Here is a 26247-nt window from a genome sequence, read left to right on the forward strand (position 1 = left end):
CTCGTAGCGTCGGGGGTCGAGCCGGTATCCAGCCCGATCAGCAACGATAATCTCCGCCCTCGCCTCGGCGTTCAGGTCACGGACATACTGGCGGATCGATCGGGAGGACACCCCCAACAGGTCCCCGAGCCTGAGGCCGGAAACGGGCGCACTGCTGTCACGCAACACCGAGATCAATCGCGCGCGGCGATCCCCAGCCGGCATCACGCCCACCTTCCTTGGTCGACTCCTCGCCCCCGAAATGGTCCCCGTGGTCGTCGCTGGCCGCAACTACCCGTGCTTCCGCCACGCGGAAAGCAACGGACGCCCCTGACTTGAAGCAAGCTCTATTGCGTCGAGCCCCCCACGACATTGGCCTGGCGAACCCCGTTGGCAACTGAGGCTCCAGGCATGAGCAGCCGTCGGGCGACACCGGGAGGCTCGGGTTCACCCCAAGTCGATCAGGCGCCGGCTGCACATTTGTTGGCCTTCAGCCGTCTAGAAGTGAAGACGGTCGCTCAGCCCGGATGACGGCAGCCATCTCCTCAGCGACGCTCTGCTCCTCCGGGCGCTGCGACTCGCGAAGGCCCACAACGACACCCTCGCGGTCTGCCCGCGAGCGGTTCTGGCTGAGCTTCGCTTTCCCCTCGACGCGGGTCACGGTCAATTCCAGCCCGACAATCCCCCTCAGTTGGCCTTCCACGTAGGAACTCGGCGCGTCGCTGACATGCCAGGGCTCCTCGCGCGGTCGTTCATGCGCATTAGTCAGTTCGTCCACGGCCTTGCGGAGCCACTCGGCATCATGGTGCACCCGAGCGGTGCCTACCAGATGGACGGCGCTGTAGTTCCAGGTTGGCACGACTTTGCCGTGTTCCGCCTTGGCTCGGTACCACGCCGGTGAGACATAGGCGTCCGGGCCGGTGACGATGATCACCGCCGGCGCATCAGGCGAGATCTCGCGCCAGTGCGGGTTCGCCTTCGCGAGGTGCGCGATCACCCGGTCGCCCTGCCACAGAATCGGCAGGTATGTCGCCGAGGGCGCGGCGTCGACTGGTCCATTCGTCACAAGCCAGCCCGCGCGAACATGTGTCACGAGCCTGCGAAGTTCCTGGACGTCGTCAGCACGGTTGAAAGGTGGCGTGTACATGGACTCAACGATAGATGGCACTCGGATTGTCCCAGTGGTTCGGGCGCTTTGACTCCGACCGCGCCCGCTCGTCCGGCAAGGTTCGAGCGCACGGACACCGCCCGGGTTCTCCACGTCCGGCAGTCCCTCCCCGAGAGCAGGACCGAGCGGAATCGCGGCGTCGGCGTTGGCGGCCGCGTCACCGTCGCTGACCTCGACTGCTCGCACCACGGCCTCGTGGGCGGCGTCCAGATCGCTGCACATGGCTACGAACCTCATTCGGAATCATCGAGAGGTTTGACGCGATGGACGCTCTTCTCGGTGCCCCCGCTGCGCTGTACGGCTCGGCGAGCGGAGGGTTGCTGCTGACCGCAGCCCTCTGATCCTGGCGGCCAACCCTGCGAGCGGCACTGACCCCCGTCGGTCCGGTCGTGTGGGACGTCCAGGCCGACCTCGATCTGTCCTCGGTCGCTACGGTAGCCCGGAGCGGCGGCCGCCTTGCGCAACGCCGCCGAAGGGCTGGACCGTTCTCCTTATCGCCGCCGCCACGTCCTGCCAACTCGTCGTGAGCATCCTGGCCAGTAGGCCAGTGTTGGTCGGCGCCCCAACCACAGCTGGCCACAGAACGTCCTGTCCGGCGGCGCCGATCCCGTCACGCTCGTTCCGATTTGCACCGGGTGTGTCGGACTTCGGGGTGGTTTGCTTGAGCCTCCGTCGGGAAGGCTACGTGAGCGGCTTCGGTGGGCGATGGGTGTCTGGGGGGTCGGGAGGGGTAGTGGAGCTGGTCGAGGTGCGACGGATGGTAATGAGGGGTGTCGGCGCCGGTCGAAAACTGAACGGTTTCGCCGGGGCGGTTTCCAGCGAACGTTGCAACGTGAGCCTGTGTTTGGAGGTCTTCGTTGTCCACTCGTCGTATCCCGAAGGGCCCTGGCCGGCGGCCGAAGTCGTTGGCTCGGCAGCGGTTCATGGAGTTGCTCGCCCAGGGCGTGCCGTTGCGGCTGGCGGCCATCGAGGTGGGAGTCAGCCGGTCTGCTGCTCAGATCTGGAAGAACGGCACCACGGTGCGTCGCAAGGATGGCACGGTCAAGGTCGTGCTTCCGCTGGAACCCCTCGCTGTCCGTCCGATCTCGCCGCGGTTCCTCTCGGAGGAGGAACGGGTCCGGATCGCTGACATGGCCAGCAGGGGTGACGGTCCGACCGTGATCGGCCAGGCGCTGGGCAGGGCTGCGTCGACGATCAGTCGTGAGCTGCGCCGCAACCTGCACACCACTGGCCAGTACCGCCCGTTCCACGCCCAGGTCCTCGCCGCGCAACGACGCCGGCGACCCAAACAGCCCAAGGTCGCCGGCAACCCGGTGCTGCGCGCGTTCGTCGTCGACCGGCTGGCCGAGAAGTGGAGCCCGCAACAGATCAGCCGTGCCCTGCGCGCGGCGCATCCCGACGAGCCGGCGATGCGGCTGGCGACCGAGAGCATCTACCTGGCCCTGTATCGGCCATCGAATGGCCTTGTCAGCAAGCCATCGCCGCTGCGGACCGGCCGCGACCACCGGCGTGCTCACAACCGACAGATCCGGGCCGGGCGCCGGTTCGCTCAACCCATGCTCAGCGTCCACGACCGTGGCTTCGAGCCCACCGATCGCAGCGTCGCCGGCCATTGGGAAGGCGACTTGATCGTGGGCCCGAACCACCGTTCCGGGATCGGCACCCTGGTCGAGCGACAGACCCGCTACACCAAGCTGCTGCACCTCCCGACGCAGGACTCGATCACCGTCCACGCCGCCCTGGTCCGGACGTTGGGTCAGCTGCCCGCGGGGTTGCGCCGCACCCTCACCTGGGACCAGGGCACCGAGATGGCCCGCCACCTCGAGGTCGCGGCCGACACCGGCATCAGGGTGTACTTCTGTGACGCCGCCAGCCCATGGCAGCGCGGCACGAACGAGAACACCAACGGCCTTCTCCGCCAGTACTTCCCGAAGTCGACCGACCTGTCCGTCCACACCCCCGCCGACCTGGCCAGGGTCGAACTGGAGCTCAACCGGAGACCGCGCATGATCCTCGGAGACCGCACCCCGGCAGATCTGTTCAACGCCCTGCTAACCTCCCAGAATCACCCGCCGTTGCGATGACCGCTGGAAACCACCCGGTGAAAAGTGAACACTCGACGACGATCGGAGAGTGATCACCTTGGAGGACTGGGCACTGATCAGGAGGTTTGCTGCGGAGGGTGAGCCGCATGCGGCGATCGCTCGGCGGTTGGGGATCTCGCGGACCACGGTGGTGAAGGCGGTCAACTCGGATGCGCCGCCGAGGTATGCCCGGACGCCGGCGGAAGGGTCGTTTGCGGTGTTCGAGCCGCGGGTGCGTGTTCTGCTGCAGGAGTTCCCGGATATGCCGGCAACGGTGATCGCGGAGCGGGTCGGCTGGACGGGTTCGAGTTCGTGGTTCCGGGGCAACGTGGCCCGGTTGCGGCCGGAGCATCGCAGGGTCGATCCGGCTGATCGGCTCACGTGGGAGGCCGGAGACGCGGCTCAGTGTGACTTGTGGTTCCCACCCAAGAGGATCCTGTTGGAGAACGGCGCGAGCATGCTGTTGCCGGTGCTGGTGATGACCCTGGCCTACTCCCGGTTCGTGCTGGCCACGATGATCCCGACCAAGACCACGGAGGACCTGCTGCTGGGCATGTGGCAGCTGCTCCAACAGCTCGGCAGGGTGCCGAGGCGGCTGTTGTGGGACAACGAGCGCGGCATCGGCCGCGGTCCGCACCGGGCCGAAGGAGTGCCGGCGTTCATGGGCACCCTTGCCACCCGGCTGGTGTTGCTGCGGCCTCGGGATCCGGAGAGCAAGGGGATCGTGGAACGGCGTAACGGCTGGTTCGAGAAGTCGTTCATGCCGGGTCGCAGCTTCGCCTCACCTGCCGACTTCAATGGTCAGCTGAGCGGCTGGCTGGATCGGGCGAACCAGAAGATCGTGCGCACCACCAAGGCCCGCCCGATCGATCTGTTGGAGGCCGATCGCGCCAGGATGCTGGCACTGCCCCCGGTCCCGCCGATCGTGGGGTGGCGCAACCAGGTCCGGTTGGGCCGGGACTACTACGTGCGGATCGCCCGCAACGACTACTCCGTCGACCCGACCTGGATCGGCCGGATGGTCGACGCCCACGCCGACCTCGAACGAGTCCAGGTGAGGCTGGATGGACGGCTGATCACCGAGCATCCCCGGGTGTGGGCCCGCGGGGTCACGATCACCGACACCAGCCATGTCGCCACCGCCGCCCGGCTCCGGCAGGAGTTCCAGCAACCCCGCACCCAAGCTGGTGGCGACGGGCTGGTCAGAGACCTGGCCGACTACGACCGCGCGTTCGGTCTCGAGGGCCGGGAGGTGTCCTGATGTCCACCAAGACCACGGATGCGGTCAAGCAGCTGACCTACCTCGCGGGTGCGCTCAAAGCCCCCCGGATCCTGGACGTGGCCGGCCGGCTCGCCGATCAGGCCCGAGATGCCGGCTGGACCTTCGAGGACTACCTGGCCGCTGTCCTCGAGCGGGAAGTGTCGGCCCGCAACGCTTCCGGCGCCGAGCTGCGGATCAGGGCTGCCGGGTTCGGTGCCCGCAAGACGCTGGAGGACTTCGACTTCGACGCCCAACCCACCGTCCGGAACCAGGTCGCGTCGTTGGCCTCGGGCGGGTTCCTCACCGAGGCCCGCAACGTCGTCCTCCTCGGACCTCCCGGCACCGGCAAAACCCACCTCGCGATCGCCCTCGGCGTCACCGCCTGCCGCCACGGTCACCGGGTCCTGTTCGCCACCGCCACCGACTGGGTCACCCGGCTCTCCGACGCCCACCGAGCCGGCCGGCTCCCCGCGGAACTGACAAAGTTGCGCCGCTACGGGCTCATCATCATCGACGAAGTCGGGTACCTGCCCTTCGAGCAAGACGCAGCCAACCTGTTCTTCCAGCTCGTCTCCAGCAGGTACGAACACGCCTCCCTGGTGCTCACCAGCAACCTGCCGTTCTCCGGCTGGGGTGGGGTATTCGGAGACCAGGTCGTCGCCGCCGCCATGATCGACCGGATCGTCCACCACGCCGACGTCCTCACCCTGAAAGGAGCCAGCTACCGGCTCCGCAACCGAGGCATCGACACCCTCCCCAGCATCAGAACCACCACCAACGACACCCAGGGCTAAGCTGCCAGCAACCGTTCACTTTTGCGGCGGCGAAACTGACCAGTTTTCGAGCGGCACCGACAAGGGGTCGTTCGCTTGAGCCGGCTGGTTGGTCTGGCCGTCGAGACTAGCCCAGCCCCGGTCATGGTTCGGGAGCGACCAGGCCGCGGAACCGCATGCGCTCGACGAGCTGCTCATGGGTGAGGACCGGCTTCACGTACACGTCGCCGCCACGCGCTCGAGGCGCGGATCGACGTGGTGACGCGGACATTCTGAGCGTGGGGCCCGGCCGTAGAAAATCCCCCTAGTGCGCATCGTGGAGAGGCGAGGGGGATCTGGTACCGCCGAGGCTAGCAACCGCGGCCGACGAACCGGAATGAATCGCGGCAGCCATTCTTGACCCCCCGGTTGGTCGTGGCCTCACCGGCCGCCACATCGAAGAATCCCTAGATCTTCTGGGGGGAGGTTGGGGGAGGTGCCTCTGACTATGGGTTCCACCCTGCTGGACGATCGGGACGCTGGTCGGGCGCGGTTTGGGGGGAGGTTGGGGGACGTGCCGTTGACAAGGACGTTCACCTGATCGGCACTGACACCGCGCCTGCCCTTCCCGGGGGTGGGGGGAGGTTGCTGTGGTGCCCTTCTCGTGTGCCTGCAAACGGTTGTCTACAGCCTCTGGGGGAACGTCGGGGAACGCGCTTCCCACAAGCACTGACCGCCTCGCCGTCGAGGCCCGAAGCCGGCGCTGGGGAGGCCAGGGGAACGTTTGTGGTAACGCCGGTCCGCTCTACTTCACAGGCGCGTCACAAGTGGTCCCGGCGCTCGCCCTGCCGAGCGGAGTCGAACTTCTCAAGGCTGGGCTGTCCGAAACGGGCCGGATTCGAGGCTTAAGGAAAGTGAACGGGTCCCGAACTGAGAACCAGAGAAGAAGTGGCCCGGCCGGCGTCCCGATCGGGGCCCGACGGGGCTTTGGGAAGGTGGAAGGAGGTATTGCGGGTGGCGATTGGTCTGCAGAAGTTGTCGGCCGGTTCGGGCTATGAGTACCTGACCCGGCAGGTCGCTGCGCTGGACGTGACCGGCCGCGGCCACGTCAGTCTGGCCGACTACTACGCAGTCAAGGGTGAGGCTCCCGGCATCTGGTGGGGCTCCGGCCTAGATGCGGTCGGACTCACCGCCGGCGGGGAGGTGACCGCCGAGCAGATGAAGCTGCTGTTCGGCGCCGGCCTGAACCCGACCACCGGCGAGAAGCTCGGCAGGGCCTACTCGGTGTTCGCTGGTGAGCCGACCCCGTTCGAGACCGAACTCGGCAGCCGCCTGACCGCTTGGCAGCACACCCACGGCCTCGAACCTGCTGCGCCGATCCCACAGCAGGTTCGCTCCCAACTGCGGACGGAGCTGGGCCGGGAGTGGTTCCTGGCGGAGCGCGGCACCCTTCCGGAGGGGCCAAGGGAGCTGCACGCGTTCATCGCGAAAGCGATCTCCCATCCCCGAGTGCCGGTGGCCGGATTCGACCTCACCCTCTCCCCTCCCAAGTCCGTCTCGGCACTGTGGGCGGTCGCAGACCCGGAACTGGCATCCCGCTTGCGGGCGGTGCACGATCAGGCCGTCACCGACGCCCTGACGTATCTGGAGGGCCGGGCGTTGTTCACCCGGCAGGGCACCGAGGGCGTCCGCCGATTGCCAGTCCGGGGGATGATCGCGGCCCGGTTCGTGCACCGCGACTCTCGGGCCGGCGATCCGGACCTGCACACCCATGTGGCGATCTCGAACAAGGTCCAAACCCTGCCCGGGGACTGGCTCGCTATCGACGCCAGCATCCTGTACGCGGCCAAGGTGACGATCTCCGAGGCCTACACCACCAGCCTGACCGCAGGCCTGCGCGACCTCGGCCTGGCCATGGAGCCGACCGGGCGGGACGGGCAGCGTCCGGTGTGGGAGATCGCCGGCCTCGAGCCTGGACTGTTGGCGCGGTGGTCGTCGCGGCGCCGGCGGATCACCGCCTACACCGGCGAGTTGGTCACCCGGTTCGAGGCCGAGCACGAACGGCTGCCCACAGCGGCGGAGAAGCTCGATCTCGCCCAGCAGGCCACCCTGGCAACCCGGCAGGCCAAACACGAGCCTCGCAGCGAAGCCGAACAGCGAGCGACCTGGCAGGCCCAGGCCGAACACACCCTCGGCCTCGGCGGCCTCCACCGCATGCTCACCGCCGTCCTGACCTCGGCACTGCCAGCCCCCGCGCCGGTGGTCGATGACGGGTGGCTGGCCCGGACCGCGCAGCGGATCGTGACGATCGTCGAATCGGAGCGGTCGAGCTGGACCATCTGGAACGTGCGCTCCGAAGCGTTCCGGCAGGTCCGGGCCGCCGCTATCAGCTACGCACAGGCGGAACGGGTCGTCGACCAACTCACCTCCCGAGTGCTCGCACCGACCGTGTCTGTGCCGATCGCCACCACCCGCACCCTGCCGGTCGAACCAGACCTGCTGCTCCGCCCCGACGGCACCCCCGTTTACGCGGAGCCTGATGGCACCCGCTACACGTCCCACCGCGTCCTGTGGGCCGAACGCCGCCTGGTCGACACCGCTGCACGCACCGGCGGACGGACCGCCGATCACAACTCCGTCACCCTCGCACTTCTGCAGTCGATGGCAAACCGGGAACCGCTCAACTCCACCCAACAGACTCTCGTCCGGGAGATGGCGACCTCCGGGCGGCGGCTCCAGTTGGCGATCGCCCCGGCCGGCACGGGGAAGACCACCGCCATGCGAGGGCTGGCGACCGCGTGGACCAATAGCGGTGGCAACGTGGTCAGTCTCGCCCCCTCGGCCGCTGCGGCTGAACAACTCCGCGGTCAACTCGGCCAGCACACCGTCGCCGACAACCTCGCCAAACTCGTCTGGGCGATCGGCCACCACGAACCCCTCGCCGACGCCATCGGCCCCGACACGCTCGTGATCATCGACGAGGCCGGCATGGCCGACACCCTGACGCTGGATCACGTCATCTCCTGGTGCCTGGACCGGGGGGCCTCAATCCGGCTCATCGGTGACGACCAGCAGCTCGGCGCGATCGGTGCCGGCGGGGTGCTGCGCGACATCGCCACCAGCCACGGCGCCCTCCGCCTCGACGAAGTCCTCCGGTTCAGCGACCCTGCCGAAGCAGACGCCAGCCTCGCGTTGCGGAGCGGGGACGTGGGAGCGATTGGCTACTACCTCGAACACGGCCGCGTCCACGCTGTCGACCCCGACACCGCAACGAGCGACATCCTCGCTGCCTGGCAAGCCGACAAGGACGCCGGGCTGGACGCGCTCATGCTCGCCCCCACCCGCGAACTGGTCGCCCAACTCAACGCCGCCGCTCGCGCCGCCCGAATCGCCGGCCACCGCGCCGGGCGCACAACCGACCTGTCCGACGGCAACCAGGCCTCGGTCGGGGACATCATCTTGACCCGACGCAACAACCGGACGCTCAACACCGGAGAGACCGCCTGGGTCCGCAACGGCGACCGGTGGACCGTCACCGCCATCCACCGCGACGGATCAATCGACGTCCAGCACCTGCGCAACCACAACCAGCTCACCCTGCCCGCCGACTACGTCGCCGAGAGCGTCGAACTCGGCTACGCAACCACCATCCACACCGCCCAAGGCATCACCGCCGACACCTGCCACGGACTCCTCACCGGCCAGGAATCCCGACAGCTCGCCTACACCATGCTCAGCCGCGGCCGGGCAGCCAACCACGCCTGGCTCATGGTCAACCCTGCCGAACACCACCTGGCCCCGGTCGCGCAGGCCCTCGTCGAGCCGCACACCGCCGTCGAGATCCTCGAGGCCATCATCGAATGCGACCAGGCGCCCGCCTCGGCCACCACGCTCTTGGCCCAGGCCGACGACCCCTCCCGACTCCTCCGCCCCGCCGTCACCTGCTACCTCGACGCGATCACCTTCGCTGCCGAGCACCACCTGCCCGACGAGACGAAGCAGGTCATCGACTGGGTCGGCGAACGATACGGCCTCACCGAGGCTGCTGCCTGGCCGGCCTTACGCGGCCAGTTGATGCTCATCGCGGCCAACGACCACAAGCCGGTGGCCGTGCTCAGCCAGGCGGTAGCCCTCGGCGGGCTCGACGACGCCCACGACCGGGCCGCCGTCCTGTGCTGGCGAATCGACCTCACTCAAGCCTCGAACGGCCGAACCCGCGGACCCCTGCCCTGGCTGCCAGGCATCCCCACCCAGCTCCTCGACGACCCCGAATGGAAGACCTACCTCAGCGCCCGCTTCACCCTCACCCGCAAGCTCGGCGAAGAAGTCCATGAGGCGGCTTGCAGCGCCGAGGACACGCCGCGCTGGGCCGAGCAGCTCCCCGGCCTCGACCCCAAACTCGTCGCCGACATCCAGCTATGGCGGGCAGCCCGCCAGATCCCCGACCACGACCTGCGGCCCACCGGGCCCACCAGCAGCAGCCCCGCCGAGCGGCGCATCCAGCGTGACCTCGACCACCAGCTCGAACACGCGCAAGCAGGCATCCGTGAATGGGCACCCCGCATCGCCCAGGCCGCACCAGCCACCGCCGGCGACCCGCGCCTGTCCGTCCTCGCCGCCCGCCTCGCCCGGCTCAGCAACCGCGGACACGACGCAACCGACCTCCTGCAACGGGCCGCCGTTCAGGGCACACTGCCTGACGACCACCCCGCCGACGCCCTCAACTACCGAATCACCGGGCTCATCAAGACCCAACGCGAAGCCGAGAGCAGAGTCTGGGAGACCATCACCCCCACCGCTCCCCGGCCCTATCCCGAACACCCGCGATCCCACAGCCCCGACCGCGGCATCAGCATCTGATACCCGATGGAGAGGAACAGAATGGCCAGCGATCCTGCCGAATGGAGCCAATCAGTCCCAGAATGGCTCTCCCTCCAACAAGCCGCCCTCGTCTACGGGATCAGCGTCGACACGCTGCGGCGCCGCATCGCAACTGGGGTGCTCCCGGCGTCCCGAATCGGTGCCCGCATCATCCGCGTCCGGGCCGTCGATCTCGACAGGGTCTGCCGTCCGATCGTGGTCGTTCAACGAGCCATTCATCGGCGTCGAGCGTGATGGGAGCTTCGCCATCGGGGCACTTCCCGAGGTGTGCCGCAACGATCGGTCAGGTACCGAGGGATTGCTAGGCGACCCCTCGCAAGTTATCTTGGAGCGCCCCGCCGAGTACCTCAGGTGATGACGATGCCTCGCACACTCGACCAGATCCTCCAGCACGCAGATGACCTTGCGGCCCGGTTCAAGGGCTACGAGCCCGACCCCGCACATGAGCTCGACCCCGGCGCCATAGCGCTGCTGCGCGCCGCGATCCAGGAGCGGTCCGACGCCGAGCGCCACGTCGTGGAAGCAATCAGGGCAGCGCGTGTTGCTGGCATGCCCTGGTCCGCCATCGGGCTCTTCGTTGGCACCTCGGGTGAGGCGGCCCGTCAGCGCTACAGGAACGAAGTCGCTTGACCTATCGGCCCCGGGCCCTGGAGGCGTCGTGCGCGCAAGTGTGATACCGGGGCGAACGCAAGTGTGATACCCGAGCGAACGCAAATGTCATGTTCAGCTGCACACCGGCGATGAGAGCCATCATCGAGGTCATGGTCGCGCAGCAACCATCGGCGACGTGCTGATAGGCACGCGGCCTTGCCCGAAGAACCGCATCCGCGCATCAGCTCCCTTCGGCGAGTGTCCAGCGAGCTCGCGGGTCCTTAGAGGACTTGCCGTGCCAGACGATGAGGCCCTCCTCACGCAAGGCCTTCAGGCGGGCATTTGCGGCAGGGCGGCTCAGCCCGGCAGCCTCGGCGACTTCCCCTGAACCCAGTCCGGCGACTCCAGCGGTTCGGAGTGCGTCCAGGATCTGCTGCGATCCCTTGGGGAGGCGCGCGGCCTGGGTAGCAGGCAGACGGGGCAGCGCGGCGAGAGTCAGTCGGACACTGCCGGCTGTTTGGCGGTAGGCGGGATCCCGCAGGCCGACAATTCGCATCTCGTCGAACATTCGCTTGATGCCCTCCCCCAGTTCCTGGCCGATTCGAAGGTCCGCACAAACCCGAGCGATTCGTGGGTTGCGGGCGAACCGCGGGATCTCCAGCGGGAGTGCCGGGTTGGCCAGGCCCGGGAAGCGTCCCGGGCTTTCGATTTCGACCCGGTCGGGGTAGATCTCGACCCGGATGTGGTCGCCGGAGAGGCTGTATGAACGATGGATTGCGGCGTTGACCACTCCTTCGAGCCAAGCCTCACGCGGGACGATCGGACGGGCCTCGAAAAGCCCGCTCTCGGCCAGTGCTCGACGCTTGGGGATCAGGCTACTGATCACCCGATCGGCCTCCTGGATAGCGCGCGGGATTGGCCCCTCAATCCGGATGTCAGAGCCTTCCTCCACCCCCAGCCGGGCGCCCGTGCCGCGCTCCGGAGTGAGGAAACGAATCACGCGAATGTACGCCTCAGGGAACAGGTCCTGCGGACGCGGGGCGAACAGCAGATAGCCCGCATTGGTGAGTTCGTCCTTCGGCGTGAGCAGACTCCGGGCGCGGAACAGCTTGAGATCACTGGAAGCACCGACACGCGACCGGTAGTTCTGCACGAGCTTCCTGTCCAGATCCGCGATCCGCACACCGGGGACGGGTCTGCCGTCGTACTGGCCCTGCCCCTTGTCGAACTCCAGTTCTTGACGGGCTGCGAACCCGAGCTTGCGCGACTCGTCCCCAACCCGCAGGTACACATCGCCGGCGCGGGTCTCGTGGACCAGTTCACCGGGATCAACACGGATCACGAGGAGTGCGTCCACTTCACCTGCGTCGTTGATGCAGCCGACCTGCTCCACGTGCGCTCGCACAGGAGGGACGGTGAAGTCCAGGGCCGCTTGCCGGATGGCGTTCTGTTTCGACGCGTGGGATCGAATCCCTTCCACTCGCCCGTCAGACAGTCCGATCACGATGACCCCGCCCTCTGCGTTGGCGAAGGCGGTGAGCGGCCTGTCGAGGTCCTGCGCCCGGACGCGAATCGACTTGCGATCGAACCACTGGTCCTCCGGCAACGCCAAGAGGCGCCGGCCAACGTCCGACCGATCAGCCGCGAGCGCCGCATCCACCTGGTTCGCCGTCATGGCTCTACTTTAAACTTCTTCATGTTCCATGCAAGTAGCCGCGCGGCCTCGCGCGCCGAGCCCCCCAGCCGCCCAGCCGCCCAGCGACATCGCTACTTGAAACTCCGGGCTTCAAGTAGCTTTCAAGTAGAGCCCGACTGATCGCAGGCCACGTCAAGAACCTCCAGCGCGCTTCGGGCGGGGGCTACGTCTCGGCTCGCGGGCCGTCGATACCCGTGGACTGAACGACTCCGGGCTCTGCGAGCAGCGCCATGCGGTCGGCGATGATCCGGTCGCGGCCCTCGGCGACGTGCTGGTAGACCAGCGCAGCCTTCGCCGTGGAGTGCCCCATGCGCGCCATCAGCTCCGCGAGAGTGGCGCCGGCCTGCGCGGCCATGGTCGCCGCGCTGTGCCGAAGGTCGTGGAAGCGCAGGTCCGGCCGTCCGGCCACCTGACGAGCCCTGTGGTAGGTCTTGCTGAGCGTGTTCACGTGCAGGTGGCCCGTCTTGGTCGCGTTCGGGAACAGCAGCCCGTCCGGGCCGGGCATGGCGTGCTCGGCGAGATGCCGCTTCAGGGCCGGACGCAGGTTCGGCGGGAGTGCGATCGTGCGGACGCCCGCTCGGGACTTGGGTGTGCCGACCGTCGCCTCGCCCTTGCGCCACACGACGGCGCGTTCGACCCGAACCGACATCGAGGCCAGGTCGAGGTCCTTGCGTCGCAGCTCGCTCACCTCGCCCCAGCGGAGGCCGCACCAAGCCGACAGCAGGATCAGCGCCTGGTACTTGTCGGGCATGTTCTCCACGATGATGGCGATCTGCTGAGGCGTGGCCGGCTTCGGCTCGAAGGTGCGGTGAAGGACCGTCGGATGCTCCACCTTGCATGGGGAGTCCGGAATCAGCGGACGGCGGCCCGTGCTGGCGCTGCGCATGATGGTCGACAGCAGCGAGTAGGCGTGTGCCCGCCGGGTCGGAGCGGCGGGCAGCAGCATCGCGTACCAGTCGTCGATGTCGTCGGCGGTGATGTCGGCCAGGTGCCTGTCGCCCAGGGTGGGCAGGATCTGCTTGTCGAGCAGGATGCGGTAGAGGTCCTTCGTCCGGGGCTTGAGCGGCTGGCCGTCCCGGGTGCGTCGGCGCTCGAGCCAGATCTCGGAGTAGTCGCGCAGTGTCGGGGTCTCGGCCGGCTGCGGGTCGGGCGGACGCCAGCGATGCTCCTCCAGTTCGGCCCGGCGCATCGACAGCCACGCGTCGGCGTCGCCCTTGGTCTCGAACGTCACCGGGGCCAGATAGCGCTCCCCGTTCTCGCCGAGATAGCTGGCCTGGTAGCGGCCCGACCGCTGCTTCGCGATCTTTCCGAAGGCCCGCCGGCGTCGGGTCGACCTGGTCCGAGTGGACGGCCGCGGAGCCGAACCGGTGCGCGCGGGCGTACCCGCAGCCCCGTCCACCAGTCGGAGATTGGTCACCCTGTCACCCTGCCCTTGCATCTCACCTGCATCCTAACGCATCCTAACGACAGCCCATTTCTGCCTATTTGCGCCAACTTCGCGTTCGAGAGGCAGCGACCATCACACCTAGTCATCGCGCTGAAACTAGTAGTCAGGAGAGGTAGACGAAAGAGCCCGAGGTGGCAGTTCAAATCCTGTCACCCCGACCACAAGCGGAGAGCCGCTCTGACCTGGGATCTGATCCCGGTTCGGAGCGGCTTTCAGCGTTTCGTGCCCCCGCCGCTGGCCGAGCCTGGCGAAGCCTGCACCGCCGACCGCACGTGCACCACACCAACCCCGATCCGGCCCAGCCTTGATCTGGCGTGATCCGCACAGCGGGCATGCGCATCGACGGCTAGCCTCGGAAGGCGTGGGTCGCGAAACAGTGTTGTTGTCGGAGGCGTCCTCGCTGACGGCTCGTGAGTTCACGACCGTGCTGGGCCGATCAGGCGTCAAGGTCGAGGCCGTCAGCCCTGCCATGGCGCCGCTGGTGAAGTTCAGCCGATGGTGCCGACGCGTCCATCGGGCGCCGGCACCATCGACTGACCCGATCGGCTATCTGCGCCGGGTGGACGAGCTGATGGCCTCCGGCCGCTTCGCAGCTCTCCTGCCCACCCATGAGCAAGCCTGGCTGTTCGCAGCCGGCCGGCATCTGCTGCCGCACGCCACAATGGCGGTCGCGGGGTTGGATGCGTTCGATCAGGTGCAGTCGAAGCCTGCGTTCGCAGCCCTCCTGGACTCACTTGGACTGCCGCAGCCGGCCTGGCGGTTGGTCGAGGCCGAGAGCGATCTGAGCGCGCTCGGCTTCCCAGTGTGGGTGAAGTCCGCCTTCTCCACCGCGGGACGAGGCGTCGGCCTTGCGGCCGACCATGAGCAGGCCGCATCACTGTGGACGATGATGACCCGAACTCCCGGCACGTCCGTCATGATCCAGAGTCCGGCAACGGGGCGCTATGCCCAAGTGCAAGGGCTCTTCGACCACGGACGGCTCGTCGCCGCTGCTGCCAGCGAACAGCTGGCGATCGGCGCGGGCGGGAGTGCCGCCGCACGCCTCAGCGTCGACCACCCGGACGCGATCGCGGCGATCACCACACTCGGCGCCAGGCTCGGTTGGCACGGCGGCCTCACCCTTGACTACTTGCATGTCGACGGGGCGCCGTCCTTCATCGAGTGCAACCCGCGCACCGTCGAGCCTGGAAACGCGGCTGCAGCCGGGGTCGACTTGCCGGCACTGTCGATCAGGCTGGCCACGGGCGGCGAACTCCCGACAAAGCCGCTGATCGCACGCGCCGGCGTCCGAACCAGATCGACGATGGCCATCGCGCTCGGTGCCGCCGAGCAGCACCACACCCGTCGCGCCGTCTTGTCCAGCATTGTTGGCTCGGTGAGTCAGCGATCGTCGCTGCGGGGCAGCACCGAGGTGCTCACTCCGCTCCTGGCTGACCCTCCCTCGCTGGTTCCGCTCGCGGTCGCAGTGGGAACCGTCCTGGCCAACCCGGCCCGGGTAGCCGAGCTGGCCGGCGGAACGGTCGAGACCTACACGGTCACCCATGAGGCCGTGCGGCGAGTGATGGACGTCCCGCACCCATAGCGCTGCGGCGATCTGGGCAGCTTCGACTCCCTGGCCCGGGCCGCGAAGTGGAGCATCGCCCGAAGCCACGAGGACGGCCCGGTCTGTTCGATCGTCTCGCGACGACGCTGAGCCGGTACCGCTGTCCCTGTTTCACAAGGGCCGGTGCCGGGTAACGAAGTGTGCAGGCTCTTGCCGGCGCAACCTCAGGAGGGCACATGCCCAGCTATCCCGAAGACCGACCCGTTCGCGCAGTTCCCGAGGACGTGCAGCCGACGCCGTCCCCGACTCTCGCCGCGCCGCTCACCCCGATTCCGGCTCCGGCACCGCGACCCGCCCCGGCCCGCGCCCGCAACCTGTCCGGCACCGCCTGGACGGCACTGGTGGTCGGAGTCGTGGCCTTGGTGTTCATCCTCATCTTCGTGCTGCAGAACAACGTCCCCACTCAGATCACCTTGCTGGCCTGGACGTTCAGCCTGCCGGTCGGCATCGCCGCGCTGTTCGCGGCCATTGCCGGCGCACTGATCACCGCAGGGGTGGGCACGGTCCGAATGATCGTGCTGGGACGCAGCGTCCGCCACCTGCGCCGCGACGCGGCCCGGGCCAACTGAGCCTGACCCCCGCGGGGAAGCATCAGCGGCCCGCGGTTGTTCCACTAAGCAGGTTCACTCCCCGGACGGGCCACCTCGCGTCAGCGACGGCAAAGCTGGGTACCTGCACCTGGGCCATTTGGCCCCACCCCAACAGCAGAGAGGCGGACAGAACATGCGTATGCAGGCTGTCTTCAACGGAACCGTGATCGCCGAGAGCGACCAGACCGTGGTAGTCGAAGGTAACCACTACTTCCCGATCGAGTCCGCGCACACCGAGTACTTCGAGCCGTCCGGGACCCACACGGTCTGCCCGTGGAAGGGCATCGCCTCCTACTACACGGTCAACGTGGACGGGCAGAGCTCGTCCGACGCCGTTTGGTACTACCCGAAGCCCTCGGACGCCGCCGTCGAGATCACCAACCGGGTCGCGTTCTGGCGCGGCGTCGAGATCCGTCCGGCGGACGAGGCTCAGCAGTGAGCCCGGACGCCGACGTCATCGTCGTCGGCCTGGGGGTCGCCGGCGAGGCGATCGCCGGGAAGCTGGCCGAAGCCGGGCTGAGTGTGATCGGAATCGAGGCCGAACTAGTCGGTGGCGAGTGCCCCTACTGGGGCTGCATCCCGACCAAGATGATGATCCGGGCAGCGGACGCTCTAGCCGAGGCTCGCCGAGTCGGCGACCTGGCCGGCAGCGCCGAGGTTCACTCCGACTGGAGCCTGGTGGCCGAGCGGATCCGCAGCGAGGCCACCGACAACTGGAACGATCAGGTGGCCGTCGATCGGCTCACCGACAAGGGGATGCGCTTCCTCCGCGGACGGGCCACCATCCGCTCGACAACTCAGGTTGAGGTGCCCAGCGTCGGCACCCTCACCGCCGGCCAGGCACTGGTGGTCACCACCGGCACCACCTCGGCCATCCCGCCGATCCCCGGCCTGGCCGACGTCCCCTACTGGACGAACCGGGACGCCGTGAAGGCCGAGACTCTGCCCGGCGAACTGCTGATCATCGGGGCCGGCGCCATCGGCACCGAGATCGGTCAGGCCTGGGCCCGGTTCGGCGTGAAGGTCACCCTGCTGGACGCCGCCGACCGCCCACTGGCGCAGGAGGAAGCCGAGTCCGGCGCCCTGCTGGCCGAGGTGCTGGCCGCCGAAGGCATCGAGCTGAGGCTCGGGGTCGGTATAGCCAAGGTCAGCCACGATGACTCCGGCTTCACCGTCGAGCTGGCCGATGGCAGCTCCGTCCACGGCGAGAAGCTGCTGGTGGCCACCGGACGCAAGCCCACCCTGGACGCCGACACCTGGCAGGCCCTCGGCCTGACCGGCAAACCGGGCACCCTGCCCACCGACGAGCAACTGCGCGTCGGCCACGGAGTCTGGGCGGCCGGCGACATCACCGGCCACGGCGCCTTCACCCACATGGCGACCTACCAGGCCGACATCGTGGCTGCCTCGATCCTCGGCGAGCCGATCGCCGGTGCCGACTACCGTGCGGTGCCGCGGGTGGCGTTCACCGACCCGGAGATCGGTGCGGTCGGAATGACCGAGAAGCAGGCCCGCGAAGCCGGCTATGCCGTGCAGACCGGGTCGGCGCAGTTACCGTCCACCTCTCGCGGGTGGATTCACAAGGTCGGCAACGCTGGCTTCATCAAGCTGGTCGCCGACACCGATGCGGACGTCCTGCTGGGCGCCACCACGGCCGGTCCCAACGGCGGCGAGATTCTGGGGGCACTGGCGGTGGCCGTCCATGCCAGAGTGCCGATCAGCACCCTGGAGACGATGATCTACGCCTATCCGACCTTCCATCGCGGCATCTTGGACGCCGTCCGGGATCTGCGGGCAGCCCAGCGCTGAGCCGCACCTGGACGCAAGACGGCCCCGCCGGATGACTCCGGCGGGGCCGCTGCATGCTCAGGCCAGGCCGTTGGCCTTCAGCCACTCCGCAGCCACGGCGGACGCGTCCTGCTTGTCGACGACCACCTTGGTGACCAGGCCGGCCAGCGTGTCGGTGTCGAGCTTGGCCGAGACCCCGTTCAGCGCGGCGGTCACCTCAGGGGTGGCCTTGCTCGCGGTGAGCACCGGAATCACGTTCTGGGCACCGAAGAAGCTCTTGGTGTCCTCCAGCGAGACGAAGTCATTGGCCTTGATGGCCGGGTCGGTGGTGAACAGGTTGGCCGCCTGTACCTGCCCGTTCTTCAACGCCTGGACGGTCAGCGGACCGGCCACGTCCAGCGCCTTGAACTCCTTGAACACCAAGCCGTAGGTCTTCTTCAGGCCGGGGACGCCATAGCTGCGGCCCTTCCACTCCGGCGGCCCGCCGAGCACCAGCTGCCCGGCCACCGGGACCAGATCCTCGATGGTCTTCAGCGAGTACTTGTCGGCGGTGGCCCGGGTGACCGTGATCGAGTCCTTGTCCTGGGCAGCAGCCGGCTGCAAGGCGGCCAGGGTCTTGGGCAGCGCGGCCTGCAGCGAGGCCAATGCGGTCGCCTCGTTGGAGGTGTCCGCGTCGGGGTTGAGGTACTTGGCGAAGGCGCCGGCGTACTCCGGGATCAGGTCGATCTCGCCCTTGGTGAGCGCCGGCACATAGGTCTCCCGCGAGGCGATGTTCAGCTTCTTGGTGACCGACACCCCCTTGGCCTCCAGCGCACCGGCGTACAGCTCGGCGAGCAGCTCGCTTTCGGGGAAGTTGGCCGAGCCAACCGTCACCGCAACCTGCGCCGCGGTGTTGGACGCGCTGGCCGAAGTCGCGCTGGGCGATGCCAGCGGGTCTCCGGTCGCGCAGGCCGACAGCAGCATGGCCGAGGCCAGTGCCGCCGCCAGGATCAGCTTCTTCATCATCGATACTCCTTCTTCCTCGGCTAAGCCGGGTCGGGGACCAGCCGCGTCCGAGTGGCGCGGCGAGACGTGGTGGGCTGCAAGCCCGGGGAGACCACGGTGCGTTGCACCGCGGCGAAGATCAGGTCGACCAGGACGGCCAGGACAGCCACCAGCAGCGCCCCGCCGGCCATCTGGCCATAGTCGCGGTAGGCCTGGCCGTCGATCAGGAACCGGCCCAGGCCGCCCAGGCTGACCGAGGCGGCCAAGGTGCCGGTGGCGATCACCTGGAGCGCGGCCGAACGCAGCCCGCTGAAGATCAGCGGCAGCGCGCAGGGCACCTCGACCTTGGCCAGCACCTCGAGCGGACGCATGCCCATCCCGCGGGCCGCGTCGCGGGCGGCCGGATCGACACTCTCCACTCCGGCATAGGCACCGGCCAGGATCGGCGGGATGGCCAAGATCACCAGCACGATGATCGCCGGCGCCAGGAAGGCCAGATCGCCGCCGAGCCGCGGGCCGAGCACCAGGACGGCCACGAACAGCAGCCCCAGGGTCGGCACCGAGCGCATCCCGTTGGCCAAGTTCACCACCACCAGCCGTCCGCGGCCGGTGTGGCCGATCCACAACCCGAGCGGGATGCCGATCAGCGCGGCCAGCAGCAGGGTCACCGAGGCGTAGCCCAGATGCTCGCCCAGGCGCGCGAAGATGCCGTCGCTGCCGAGCCAGTGGGCCGGATCGACCAGCCATCGCCAGATCGCGCTCATGCCGTCCTCCCCCGCTGCTGCCAGGGAGTCAGTACCCGGCTGGCGACCAGAATCACCAGATCGAGGACGAGTGCCAGCGTCATGCAGGCCACGATCCCGACCACGATCGGGTCGACGAAGTCACGGGCGAAGCCGTCGGTGAACAACGAGCCCAGCTGGGAGATGCCGAGCAGGGCCGCGACCGAGACCACCGAGACATTGCTCACCGCGGCCACCCGCAACCCGGCCGCGATCACCGGGACGGCCAGCGGCAACTCCACGGTGAAGAACCGCCGCAGCGGACCGACGCCCATGGCGGTGGCCGCCTGGACGACCTCGTCCGGCACCGAGGCCAGGCCGTCGGCCACCGTGCGGACCAGGAGCGCCACGGTGTAGACGCTCAGCGCAATCACCACATTGATCGGATCCAGGATCCCGGTGCCCAACACCAGCGGCATCAGCACGAACAGCGCCAGCGACGGGATCGTGTAGAGCAGTCCGGTGCCGGCCACCAGCGGCGCCGTGAGCCAGCGGTAGCGGTGGGCAAGCCAGCCCAGCGGCACGGCCAGCAGCAGGCCGATCAGCAGCGGGATCACGGCCAGCGCGGTGTGGGTGGCCAACAGGCCGCCCACCTGAGACAGATGGCCGAGGAACCAGGTCATGGCCGGCCACCGTCGTCACGCTCGATCTCGACCAGGACGTCCGCGGCCCGGACGGTGCCGACCAGCCGTCCGTCGTCGTCGACCAGCACTCCGCGCCGACTAGGTGCCGACAGTGCGGCGTCGAGTGCGGCGCGCAGCGTCCCCCCTTGTCGAGCCACGGTTCCGCCGCGGTGTAGGTCATTCGGGCCGATCACTGTGGTGAGCGCGGACGGGCGGACCCAGCCGACCGGGGCCTGCGCATCGTCGACCACCAGCAGCCAGGACGCACCTGCGGCCAGCCGTCGGGCATCATCGGCGGAGGAGCCGAGCACGGCCACCGGTTCGGGACTGACCTGCAGGTCGGGGGCGGCCGCGAAACCCAGCCCGCGGTAGCCGCGATCGCGGCCCAGGAAGTCGGCCACGAAATCGTCGGCCGGGTCGGCCAGCAGGTCGGCCGGGGCGGCCAACTGGGCCAGCGCCCCACCGACCCGCAGCACCGCCACCTGATCGCCGAGCTTGATGGCCTCATCGATGTCATGGGTGACGAAGACGATGGTCTTGCCGAGCTCGGCCTGTAGCCGCAGGAACTCGTCCTGGAGCTGCTCACGGACCACCGGATCGACGGCACTGAACGGCTCGTCCATCAGCATCACCGGCGGGTCTGCGGCCAGCGCACGGGCCACTCCGACCCGCTGCTGTTGGCCGCCGGACAGCTCGTTGGGGTAGCGCTTGGCCAGGTCCGGAGCCAGCCCGACCCGTTCCATCAGCTCGGTGGCCACCGATTTCGCTCGGCGCCGATCCCAGCCCAGGAGCAGCGGGACGGTGGTGATGTTGTCCAGCACCGTCCGATGCGGGAACAGGCCGCCGCCTTGAATCACGTAGCCGATGCCGCGACGCAGTTCGCCGGGCTCGAGGTCGGCGGTGTTCACCCCGTCGATCTCGATCCGTCCGCTGGTCGGCTCGATCATTCGGTTGATCATCCGCAGCGTGGTGGTCTTGCCGCAGCCCGATGGCCCGACCAGCACGGTGATCTGGCCCGTGGGCACCACCAGAGTCAGGTCGCCGACGGCCGTGGTGCCGCCGGGATAGACCTTGGTCACGGACAACAGGTTGATCACGCGCCGGTTCCTCCCGGTTGTGCGGGCGCCCCGGGGTCATGGCGTCCGTTTGGTCCAACCGTAGGTGGCCCCTCCGACATTCCCGGGACGGAGATTTCCGCAGCGTCCACGCTCACGACCGGACGCCCGGTCGCTGGTATCGCGATTTCAAGATATTCTGAAACCGTGAAACCAAGTGAGGCGCCGCTGTACGAGATCAAGGCGAACCTGTTTCGCGCTCTCGCCCACCCGGTCCGGATCCGCGTGCTCGAGTTGCTGGTCGCCGCCGGCAACCAGCCCGGCAGCGACGGCGAAGTCTCGGTCACCGAGCTCCTCACCGATCTCGGCGGCTCGCCGTCCCACCTGTCCGGCCACCTCGGAGTGCTGCGCCAGTACGGCGTGGTCAGCTCGCGACGGGTCGGCTCCCGGGTGCTCTACCGCACCGCCCATCCCGCGGTCGTCGACCTGCTGGCCAGCGCCCGCCGCTTCCTGATCGACACGCTGGCCGCCAGCGGCGACCACCTCTCTGCAGCCACCGCCCTGCCGCCGCTGGGCGAGCGCCGCTGATCCACCCGCCCATCTCGACCCGAACGGCCCGATGACCACCGCCACCACACCGCGACCCGCCCTGATCCCCGCCCACATCCGACGACACCTGACCGGCCTCCTGCCCGGTCCCGCCGACCTCGCCCCCATGCGGACGAGCTGGCGCCGCGACCTGATCGCCGGCATCACCGTCGGCGTGGTCGCGCTGCCGCTGGCCCTGGCCTTCGGGGTGAGCTCCGGCCTGGGCGCGTCCGCCGGGCTGATCACCGCGATCGTGGCCGGCGTGGTGGCCGCGGTCTTCGGCGGTTCCCACGTCCAGGTGTCCGGGCCGACCGGGGCGATGGCCGTCGTCCTGGCCCCGATCGTGGCCGCCCACGGCCCGCACGCGGTGATCGTGGTCTCGGTGATCGCCGGAGTGATCCTGGTCGCGGCCGGCGCACTGCGGCTGGGCCGAGTGGTGGTCTACATTCCGTGGCCGGTGATCGAAGGTTTCACCGCCGGAATCGCCCTGGTCATCGCGTTGCAGCAGGTGCCACTGGCCTTGGACACGTCCACCCCGACCGGAGAGCGGACGATGCTGGCCGCCTACGACGCCGTCCGGCTGGCTGACTGGAGCCACGCCTGGCTGCCGCTGACCATCGCCCTGGGCGTGGTGGTGCTGGTCGAGGCGCTGCGCCGGCTGCCCGGCTCGCTGCCCGGTGCCCTGATCGCCGTGGTGGCGGCCACCATCGTGGCCGAGGTGGCCGGACTGAATGTCACTCGGATCGGCGAACTGCCTTCTCACCTGCCGATGCCCAGCATCCCCATGATCGACCCCAGCATTCTCAGCGAGCTGGCCGGACCGGCCCTGGCCGTGGCCGCACTGGCCGCCATCGAGTCGCTGCTGTCGGCCCGGGTGGCGGCCGGCATGGCCCCGACCGGACGGGTGCTGCCCGACCGCGAGGTCTTCGGCCAGGGATTGGCTTCGATCGCGTCCGGACTGTTCGGCGGAATGCCGGCCACCGGCGCCATCGCCCGGACCGCGGTGAACGTCCGCGCCGGCGCCCGCTCCCGGCTCTCAGCAGTCACTCACGCCGTCCTGCTCACCGCGGTGGTCGCCTTCGGCTCCGGACTGGCCTCCCGGATTCCGCTGTCCGCCCTGGCCGGGGTGCTGATCGCCACCACCTTGCACATGGTCAACCCGCGCGAGGTGCGCGGCCTGATGAAGGTCGGACGCAGCACGGCGGCCACCTTCGTGGTCACCATCGCCTGCACGGTGCTGCTCGACCTGCTCACCGCGGTCGAGGTCGGACTGGTGCTGGCCGCCTTCTTCGCGCTGCGCGCCATGGCCGACACCACCCACGTGGCCACCCAGCCGCTGCCCGGCCCACCGACCCGAGGCGATGAGCACATCGCTCTGCTGCGGCTGGAGGGATCGCTCTTCTTCGGGGCCGCCGATCGGGTGATGGACGACATCGCCGACGCCGAGGCCTGGGTGGTGATTCTGCGGCTGTCCAAGGTGGAGCTGCTCGATCCCACCGGCGCGCACCGGCTGGCCGAGATCGTCCGGCTGCTCGAGGCCCGCGGGGTCACCGTCCTGATCAAGGGTCTGCGCAACCGACACCAGCGGATGGCGGCCCGGGCCGGCGTCCTGGAGGCGCTGCGCACCGATCAGCACCTGTTCAACGACCTGGACGTCGCCGTGGCCCACGCCCGCAGCCACGTCGCCCGGCAGCTGGCCGGCCAGCCCGTCCCTCGTCGCCGGTAGCTCCTCCCCATGTCGAATGCACTCGGGCGGCGCCTAAATCCTAGTGTCGCGAGCCGCTTGTGATGAATCCTGGGTCTAGCAGGGCGCAGCCTCACAAGTGTACGTTTGGCGCACATGCTCATGTAGCTACACCCCGAATGCGAGAACCCATGCCAGCCAGCCGCGACCACGAGCAGCCGCTAGCAAAGGCAGAGCTACTTTCCGCCTACCCCGACCCGGAATGGAGATCTAGATACCTCGAGTTATCGGATCTTCGGGACCTGCTGCGCGCATGCATCCTCAGCCCCGGCTACACAATATCCGATGCACTAAACTCGGCCATACACCTCAGCGACTCCGGATCAAGACTGCGGACTCAGGTAGCCACCAGGAAGACAGGCCCTATACCTGCGAAAGAAGCGACCGTTCTTTGCTTTCTCAGGCTGGGCTACACGGATCTCCTAGTTGACATCGAAAAGACTAACCCTGACCAGGTGCGCAGCTCTATCAACGATCAACTGCTAGCGCGGAAGATCCTCCTGCCTCACACATATGGAAGACTGCTGTACGACAAGGGCGCGGACCTATTTCCCTATGAGACCCCACGCCTAACTTTCGATGAGACGATACAATTGCTCACCGATACCCCGATTGGCTTCACTCAGCTTGGATACTGGACCACAGGGCCAATGGGATTCCTCAAATCTCTGGAACAAAGATGGATACCGCCGCGGCGACGGGTACCCTTCTACCACTGCTCCAACCTGGGATGCAGCATCATTCACTATGCCGAACTCTCAACCAATCATGGCGCAGCTGTGAATCCCTACACTGACCAGTTCGACAGATCTTTGAGAACGATCTCCGAACAGTCGTCTGAATGGGCACAGTTTGAGGCCGAGATAGTCAAGGGTGCCAAGCGGCCGTATGACGACCGCTCCCAGCTTGCGACGCACTGGCTTCTGGGCGACTGCCTGTCGTCAGAGGAGCTGGCCTTGCTCTTGAGGCACCTAATGGACGAAGACCACGAGAAGGCAGATCTCCGGCAGGTGCTGGCAAATGCTGGCATCCACGGCGCCTCCTCAGCCGTCCTCGATCGCTCACAGGCCGAGTTGATGCAGTTGACACTGCTCGCTCGGGACGAGGCCATCGTCCGCTCCCTAGACAAGCTCGTCGGGCGACAGGTAGTGAGTGTGCCAGGCGAGGAGATCCGGCGGCCCATAATCAACGCCGGTGCTGGCAGTGGGCACTATGGCCTACGCCCAGAACTCAGTGCCGATGGAGTGCGGTTTGTCGCTCGCTTCGAGGATCTGGCACCACTCCGCCTTAAGCGGCTTGTGCGCAGGCTCTACCCAACAAGGGAGAGCGGAGACATCATCGAGTTTGACTGGCAGCTCCGAGGAACCGATGCGATCACAGCTGAAGGGAAGCTTGAGCAGTTCATTCGCAGCAACACGCCAGAACAGGTGGTCAAGCGTCTGGTTCTGGCCTCCAAGGCCAACGTAATCACTACGGGAGTCGAACTGGCGATTGACACCGACGATTATGACACTGACGATGCATTCGTACGAAGGGTTCTCTGGAAGCTCGGATATCCGGCGCAAAGTTCCGAGGACTTCAACCAGAGGTTCTGGCGGCTTCACGATGAGATGTCTCGCCTATCTCAGACAGCAGGCGTAAGCGCAGTGGTAGACGAGTCCGCGGTCCGCTCGCTCGCGAGCAACTACTTCGTCGAGCTCGAAGGTGTGCTAGATGACTCGCTCGCTTTCATCACCTGGCTGCTCCTGATGGAGCACATGTCGGACACCGAGCCATTCACCTATCACATCGAACGTGACCGACTTGAGGCATTCAGACTGCTTTCGCAGATATCTTTGAGCCATACATCCACACAGGAAGTCATCACATTCTCCGAGCAGAACCAGCTGCACCCCCTGTGCCGTGGCTTTGCCGTACTTGCGGACCACCTCAAGAGCCTAGTAGCCGAGGAGCGGTCACACAGGCGACCCGAGAGCGAGCTCCCAGTTGGAGTTCACGGATCCGATCTCAAGACCTACCCTTTTTTCCACTACGAAGTGTATCTAGACCTCACCAAGGACGCCCAGACCGCGATAGTCGACCTTCTCCACGAGGTGTCTCGCAGACTCCTCAGCGCAGATGTCCCCCACATTCGCAATAGCTGGCAGCACTACCGCCGATCCACTGTCGCCATCGAGCCGCTGATCTCCTGCCTTCAGAGCGTCGCCTCGGTTATCTCCTCTCTCGAAGGCGCTGGCCTGTGCCGGATAATGTACTCACACACTGGGCTTTCTTTTGACGCATGGGGTCGCGGGTTCTTCCGATTTCAGGACCGGCGAGGTCGCGAAATATCACTCGCAACGCCCTCCACATTGGACCTCGGGGCGCTGCCATCTCCGACAATGCCGCAGTACCTCGCGACTATCGCACTCCTCTCCGGCTCGGGCGACTTCGTCCGCTGCAAGAGAGAAGAGCCGAGCGAGTTCTCTCGCGTGTGGTCCGGCTATCCGACGCGACGACATGAGGGCAAGACCAAGGAGACGGGGGAGGGCGAGCAACTACCGGAGGGGGATGTTGACGTCGAGATATGACGCGACACGCTCGCTGGATCGGACGCCGAGTCCAGAGGTCGGCCAGCGCTAGCACCTCGCT

At 67.6% G+C, this 26247-nt stretch carries 20 protein-coding genes and 1 pseudogene; 13 read left to right on the plus strand and 8 right to left on the minus strand.

What is annotated here, in order from left to right:
• Positions 1 to 33 precede the first annotated feature (33 nt).
• A pseudogene (locus ATK74_RS15745) lies at positions 34 to 204 on the minus strand (HTH domain-containing protein); the annotation flags it as partial.
• A 265-nt stretch (positions 205 to 469) separates the two neighbouring features.
• Positions 470 to 1384, minus strand: a complete 915-nt coding sequence (locus tag ATK74_RS11585) for an FMN-binding negative transcriptional regulator (RefSeq protein WP_245840906.1) — start codon at positions 1382 to 1384, stop codon at positions 470 to 472.
• Positions 1385 to 2004: 620 nt separating this feature from the next.
• On the opposite strand from ATK74_RS11585, the gene ATK74_RS11590 reads away from it, so the two are divergent.
• The 6 genes from ATK74_RS11590 (at position 2005) to ATK74_RS11615 (ending at position 10755) form a co-directional block, all read left to right on the plus strand.
• Complete coding sequence (locus ATK74_RS11590) at positions 2005 to 3231, plus strand: IS30 family transposase (RefSeq protein WP_245840907.1); 1227 nt, start codon at positions 2005 to 2007, stop codon at positions 3229 to 3231.
• Between the two features lie 49 nt (positions 3232 to 3280).
• Positions 3281 to 4492, plus strand: coding sequence for an IS21 family transposase (istA, locus tag ATK74_RS11595; RefSeq protein ID WP_098461180.1), 1212 nt, complete (start codon positions 3281 to 3283; stop codon positions 4490 to 4492).
• Positions 4492 to 5286: an IS21-like element helper ATPase IstB gene (gene istB / locus ATK74_RS11600; protein ID WP_098461181.1), complete on the plus strand. Its 795-nt coding sequence runs from the start codon at positions 4492 to 4494 to the stop codon at positions 5284 to 5286. Before istA ends, istB begins: the two co-directional genes overlap by 1 nt.
• A gap of 972 nt (positions 5287 to 6258) precedes the next feature.
• Positions 6259 to 10104, plus strand: coding sequence for a MobF family relaxase (mobF, locus tag ATK74_RS11605; protein ID WP_143483652.1), 3846 nt, complete (start codon positions 6259 to 6261; stop codon positions 10102 to 10104).
• A gap of 21 nt (positions 10105 to 10125) precedes the next feature.
• Complete coding sequence (locus ATK74_RS11610) at positions 10126 to 10359, plus strand: helix-turn-helix domain-containing protein (RefSeq protein ID WP_098461183.1); 234 nt, start codon at positions 10126 to 10128, stop codon at positions 10357 to 10359.
• A 126-nt stretch (positions 10360 to 10485) separates the two neighbouring features.
• Complete coding sequence (locus ATK74_RS11615; protein ID WP_245840909.1) at positions 10486 to 10755, plus strand: hypothetical protein; 270 nt, start codon at positions 10486 to 10488, stop codon at positions 10753 to 10755.
• Positions 10756 to 10957: 202 nt separating this feature from the next.
• Here ATK74_RS11615 and ATK74_RS11620 read toward each other — a convergent pair whose 3' ends face one another.
• Positions 10958 to 12391: an ATP-binding protein gene (locus ATK74_RS11620; RefSeq protein WP_098461185.1), complete on the minus strand. Its 1434-nt coding sequence runs from the start codon at positions 12389 to 12391 to the stop codon at positions 10958 to 10960.
• A 184-nt stretch (positions 12392 to 12575) separates the two neighbouring features.
• Positions 12576 to 13829 carry a tyrosine-type recombinase/integrase gene (locus ATK74_RS11625; protein WP_211283361.1) on the minus strand — a complete coding sequence of 418 codons (1254 nt, stop codon included), beginning with the start codon at positions 13827 to 13829 and terminating at the stop codon, positions 12576 to 12578.
• A 391-nt stretch (positions 13830 to 14220) separates the two neighbouring features.
• Here ATK74_RS11625 and ATK74_RS11630 point away from each other — a divergent pair, with 391 nt between their 5' ends.
• From ATK74_RS11630 to ATK74_RS11645, 4 genes are all read left to right on the plus strand, one after another.
• A complete protein-coding gene (locus ATK74_RS11630) occupies positions 14221 to 15441 on the plus strand; it encodes an ATP-grasp domain-containing protein (RefSeq protein WP_211283362.1) in 1221 nt (406 codons plus the stop codon).
• 197 nt (positions 15442 to 15638) lie between these two features.
• On the plus strand, positions 15639 to 16031 hold the full coding sequence (locus tag ATK74_RS11635) for a lipopolysaccharide assembly protein LapA domain-containing protein (protein ID WP_098461188.1): 393 nt from the start codon (positions 15639 to 15641) through the stop codon (positions 16029 to 16031).
• A 154-nt stretch (positions 16032 to 16185) separates the two neighbouring features.
• On the plus strand, positions 16186 to 16491 hold the full coding sequence (locus tag ATK74_RS11640; protein WP_098461189.1) for a DUF427 domain-containing protein: 306 nt from the start codon (positions 16186 to 16188) through the stop codon (positions 16489 to 16491).
• A complete protein-coding gene (locus tag ATK74_RS11645; RefSeq protein WP_098461190.1) occupies positions 16488 to 17861 on the plus strand; it encodes a dihydrolipoyl dehydrogenase family protein in 1374 nt (457 codons plus the stop codon). The genes ATK74_RS11640 and ATK74_RS11645 overlap by 4 nt, the downstream gene beginning before the upstream one ends.
• 57 nt (positions 17862 to 17918) lie before the next feature.
• Here ATK74_RS11645 and ATK74_RS11650 read toward each other — a convergent pair whose 3' ends face one another.
• From ATK74_RS11650 to ATK74_RS11665, 4 genes are read right to left on the minus strand one after another with little or no spacing between them, the layout of a single operon-like run.
• Positions 17919 to 18845 (minus strand): ABC transporter substrate-binding protein, encoded by a 927-nt coding sequence (locus ATK74_RS11650; RefSeq protein ID WP_098461191.1) that lies wholly within the window; start codon positions 18843 to 18845, stop codon positions 17919 to 17921.
• Positions 18846 to 18865: 20 nt separating this feature from the next.
• Positions 18866 to 19588, minus strand: a complete 723-nt coding sequence (locus ATK74_RS11655; protein ID WP_098461192.1) for an ABC transporter permease — start codon at positions 19586 to 19588, stop codon at positions 18866 to 18868.
• Positions 19585 to 20229: an ABC transporter permease gene (locus tag ATK74_RS11660; protein WP_098461193.1), complete on the minus strand. Its 645-nt coding sequence runs from the start codon at positions 20227 to 20229 to the stop codon at positions 19585 to 19587. Before ATK74_RS11660 ends, ATK74_RS11655 begins: the two co-directional genes overlap by 4 nt.
• Positions 20226 to 21326: an ABC transporter ATP-binding protein gene (locus ATK74_RS11665; protein WP_098461194.1), complete on the minus strand. Its 1101-nt coding sequence runs from the start codon at positions 21324 to 21326 to the stop codon at positions 20226 to 20228. The genes ATK74_RS11660 and ATK74_RS11665 overlap by 4 nt, the downstream gene beginning before the upstream one ends.
• 165 nt (positions 21327 to 21491) lie before the next feature.
• On the opposite strand from ATK74_RS11665, the gene ATK74_RS11670 reads away from it, so the two are divergent.
• The 3 genes from ATK74_RS11670 (at position 21492) to ATK74_RS11680 (ending at position 26186) form a co-directional block, all read left to right on the plus strand.
• Positions 21492 to 21872 carry an ArsR/SmtB family transcription factor gene (locus ATK74_RS11670; RefSeq protein ID WP_098461195.1) on the plus strand — a complete coding sequence of 127 codons (381 nt, stop codon included), beginning with the start codon at positions 21492 to 21494 and terminating at the stop codon, positions 21870 to 21872.
• A 31-nt stretch (positions 21873 to 21903) separates the two neighbouring features.
• Positions 21904 to 23598 carry a SulP family inorganic anion transporter gene (locus ATK74_RS11675; RefSeq protein WP_098461196.1) on the plus strand — a complete coding sequence of 565 codons (1695 nt, stop codon included), beginning with the start codon at positions 21904 to 21906 and terminating at the stop codon, positions 23596 to 23598.
• A gap of 149 nt (positions 23599 to 23747) precedes the next feature.
• Positions 23748 to 26186, plus strand: a complete 2439-nt coding sequence (locus tag ATK74_RS11680; RefSeq protein ID WP_143483653.1) for a hypothetical protein — start codon at positions 23748 to 23750, stop codon at positions 26184 to 26186.
• Positions 26187 to 26247 lie beyond the last annotated feature (61 nt).

It is taken from the genome of Propionicimonas paludicola, assembly GCF_002563675.1.
Taxonomy (GTDB): domain Bacteria; phylum Actinomycetota; class Actinomycetes; order Propionibacteriales; family Propionibacteriaceae; genus Propionicimonas; species Propionicimonas paludicola.

Bases quoted from the DNA above. Each gene is read 5' to 3' on its own strand.
- ATK74_RS11650 (WP_098461191.1), bottom strand. From the start codon at position 18,845: ATGATGAAGAAGCTGATCCTGGCGGCGGCACTGGCCTCGGCCATGCTG.
- ATK74_RS11640 (WP_098461189.1), top strand. From the start codon at position 16,186: ATGCGTATGCAGGCTGTCTTCAACGGAACCGTGATCGCCGAGAGCGAC.
- ATK74_RS11585 (WP_245840906.1), bottom strand. From the start codon at position 1,384: ATGAGGTTCGTAGCCATGTGCAGCGATCTGGACGCCGCCCACGAGGCC.
- ATK74_RS11635 (WP_098461188.1), top strand. From the start codon at position 15,639: ATGCCCAGCTATCCCGAAGACCGACCCGTTCGCGCAGTTCCCGAGGAC.
- ATK74_RS11655 (WP_098461192.1), bottom strand. From the start codon at position 19,588: ATGAGCGCGATCTGGCGATGGCTGGTCGATCCGGCCCACTGGCTCGGC.
- ATK74_RS11675 (WP_098461196.1), top strand. From the start codon at position 21,904: ATGACCACCGCCACCACACCGCGACCCGCCCTGATCCCCGCCCACATC.
- ATK74_RS11680 (WP_143483653.1), top strand. From the start codon at position 23,748: ATGCCAGCCAGCCGCGACCACGAGCAGCCGCTAGCAAAGGCAGAGCTA.
- ATK74_RS11615 (WP_245840909.1), top strand. From the start codon at position 10,486: ATGCCTCGCACACTCGACCAGATCCTCCAGCACGCAGATGACCTTGCG.
- ATK74_RS11620 (WP_098461185.1), bottom strand. From the start codon at position 12,391: ATGACGGCGAACCAGGTGGATGCGGCGCTCGCGGCTGATCGGTCGGAC.
- istB (WP_098461181.1), top strand. From the start codon at position 4,492: ATGTCCACCAAGACCACGGATGCGGTCAAGCAGCTGACCTACCTCGCG.
- ATK74_RS11610 (WP_098461183.1), top strand. From the start codon at position 10,126: ATGGCCAGCGATCCTGCCGAATGGAGCCAATCAGTCCCAGAATGGCTC.
- ATK74_RS11660 (WP_098461193.1), bottom strand. From the start codon at position 20,229: ATGACCTGGTTCCTCGGCCATCTGTCTCAGGTGGGCGGCCTGTTGGCC.